We start from the raw sequence: 2,473 nt of genomic DNA, 5'->3' as shown, positions 1-2,473 counted from the left end.
ATCGTTCCAGCCGGAGCCGATGAAGGTACCTACACCCACTATGAGCGGGTGCGCGACATGCGTGAAAACAAGCTGATCGCGCCTGCCGACCCCGGGTTGTACGAAGTGCGCTATGTGCTGCGCGAGGGTGGACGGACATTGGCTTCCACCCCGGTGGAAGTGGTTGAGGCCAAGGTAACGGTCAGCGGCCCGGATGTGGTGCGCGCGGGAAGCAAGCTTCGTGTCACCTGGTCGGCTTCGATCCACCCGGAAGACTATATCACCATCGTGGCCACGGGAACCGATGAGGGAAAATATGCTGACTATATCCGGGTTCGGGACAAGCTTGAGGGCGATTTGAAAGCACCTACCGAAACGGGTCTCTACGAAATCCGCTACGTGCTGCGCGAAGGTGCTCGCACCCTGGCCAGTCACCACATGGAAGTTGTGGCGCAAGACGCGCCGCTGGATGACGGAGCCGGGCTCAACGCACCGGCGCAAGCGGGTGTCGGCGAAACGATCACCGTTTCGTGGACTACGGCAGCCAGCAGTGCGGACCCGCGTATCTCTGTTGCCCGCGCTGATCAGGCTGACTTTAGCTGGATCGCCGCCCACAAGGTGGGGGCAGAAAAGGTGCTGGAACTGCAAATGCCGGCGCAAGCCGGAACCTATGAGGTGCGCTTTCTCGATATCAGCGGCCGCAAAGTTCTCGGCCGCTCAATCGTGGAGGTGAAGTGAATATGGCACGCGTACTCAAAGCGGTGCTTGCTGCAATTGCGCTCGGCATCACCGCATTTCCGGCGCACGCCGAAATTGACGGACACGGACCCGATGCCTGGCGTGTGACGGGGGTACCCGTCAACGACGTTCTCAATGCCCGCATGGGGCCGGGTACCAACTATCCGGTGATCGAGAGATTCGCCCCCAATGAGCGCGACATGCAGCAGATCACCTGTGTGCCATTCTATACGGCCGCGCACTATACCGCGATGTCGGAAGCTGAGATCAAGGCGCTACCACCACGTTGGTGCTTGATGCGCAATAAAGCAATGAGCAAGGCGGGTTGGGTTGCGCAGCGCTATATCACGCCGGAAAGCGAGGATGCCGCTGCGGTTTCGGTCTCCCGGCAGAAGACGCCAGCGCACGAGCCTTACGCCAGCAGCGCGAATATTGATCCGGTTGCCCAGGCACAGGATCTCGTGCGCGAGATCTATGAACGCCAGTTTCAGTCGGAAAACAGCAACCTGCCAAGCGCGTTCGATCCAGCGGTGGCGAGGAATTACTTCACCGACGACATTGTGGCCTGGCTGGCCTCCGGCAACGTCGGTGCGCATCCGCTTTATGGCGCTCAGGATTTCGATGGCGCCATAGAAGACCCGGTGCCCGACCCTCACCAGCCGATGCTGCGCGGCATGATCACAATCAATGTCGATTTCACCAATTTCGGCAAGCAGCAGCGCGCAGTCTTTTTACTGCGCGCTGACACCACCAGACCCGGCGCGCCGCTACGCATTTTCCGCGTCGAACACAACGGTTGGTCTTATCCGTAGGCAATGGAGAAAGAAGTGATCACAGGAAACTTCGGAATGGACGAGCGTAGAACCGGATCCGTTGTCATGATCGGCTTGTTCAGCAGCTTAATGCTGACAGGTTGCAGCGCGGAGGCGGAAGCGCCGACATCAGAAAGCGCCGCCGCTGCAATAAGTGTTTTGGAAACATCGGCAGGTCGCTACGAATTTACGCCGACGACATGCGCCATCTATAGCCAGGATGATTTCGACGATATTGAAATCCAGGGGCCAGGGACGACACCGGATGGAGAAAAGTTCTTTTTCGAACTGTCGTCTACTGCAAATGCAATGACCATTGGCCTGGGCGTCGATGGCCCGTTCGCTAGCCCCGAGCGGCAGCTCAAGGCCGGACGCATCGCTTCGCAGGAATTCACCATTGTGACTTCCGGGCGGCAACTGTCCGTTACCGACCTGATGCTGGTAGATGAAAATGGTGCATCTATTGATGACCGTGCCGCCCTGAGCATCGATTGCGGTGTACGGTAAGGAGTTTGAAATGAAAAGGACTGCCGCGGCGCTAATGATTGCTGCATATTTTGCAGTACCTGCTTTCTCACAGGAACTGCCTGTGTATGCAGAGACGGGAACCATCGACATCACATTCGGCGATGAACGAATAACCCACTACACAACGTGGAATACCGTGCCGAACGATCCGGACCGCCAGGTGCATACCGCAAGCTGGCTGATCATGAAGCCACAACTCATGGGCGGCGTGAACATCTCCCCTGATGATGTGTTCGTGCTGATTACATCGCGCGACAGCCTGAGTCCGAAGCCTGGACAGTCGTCGTTGCGGGTAGAAATTTCCCTGAACCCGGAAACGCTCGAGCTCAAGTCGAAGCCTGCTGCGTCCATTCGCTTCCACCCCAATGGCGATGATTGTGTTTCGGCGTGGAATATTGACCCCACTAGCGGGCGAA

Annotated in this window: 4 protein-coding genes; all 4 read left to right on the top strand. The window is 57.9% G+C overall.

The window, feature by feature from the left end; all coding sequences use genetic code 11:
* On the top strand, nt 1-717 hold a 717-nt coding region (locus KUG47_RS16670; protein WP_217679186.1), incomplete at its 5' end, for a hypothetical protein.
* A gap of 2 nt (nt 718-719) precedes the next feature.
* The gene (locus tag KUG47_RS16665; RefSeq protein ID WP_217679184.1) at nt 720-1,529 is read left to right on the top strand and encodes an SH3 domain-containing protein; all 810 of its coding nucleotides are present in this window, start codon (nt 720-722) and stop codon (nt 1,527-1,529) included.
* Between the two features lie 36 nt (nt 1,530-1,565).
* Complete coding sequence (locus KUG47_RS16660; RefSeq protein ID WP_217679182.1) at nt 1,566-2,036, top strand: hypothetical protein; 471 nt, start codon at nt 1,566-1,568, stop codon at nt 2,034-2,036.
* Nucleotides 2,037-2,046: 10 nt separating this feature from the next.
* The coding region (locus tag KUG47_RS16655) for a hypothetical protein (protein ID WP_217679180.1) at nt 2,047-2,473 on the top strand (427 nt) is incomplete at its 3' end.

The sequence above is a fragment of the Falsochrobactrum tianjinense genome (assembly GCF_019100495.1).
Taxonomy (GTDB): Bacteria; Pseudomonadota; Alphaproteobacteria; order Rhizobiales; family Rhizobiaceae; genus Brucella; species Brucella tianjinense.
The sequence above is the reverse complement of the archived record's forward strand: the minus strand, read 5'-3'. Positions and strand labels throughout refer to the sequence as shown.

Coding starts and splice junctions, on each gene's coding strand:
- KUG47_RS16665 (WP_217679184.1), top strand. CDS start 720: ATGGCACGCGTACTCAAAGCGGTGCTTGCTGCAATTGCGCTCGGCATC.
- KUG47_RS16660 (WP_217679182.1), top strand. CDS start 1,566: ATGGACGAGCGTAGAACCGGATCCGTTGTCATGATCGGCTTGTTCAGC.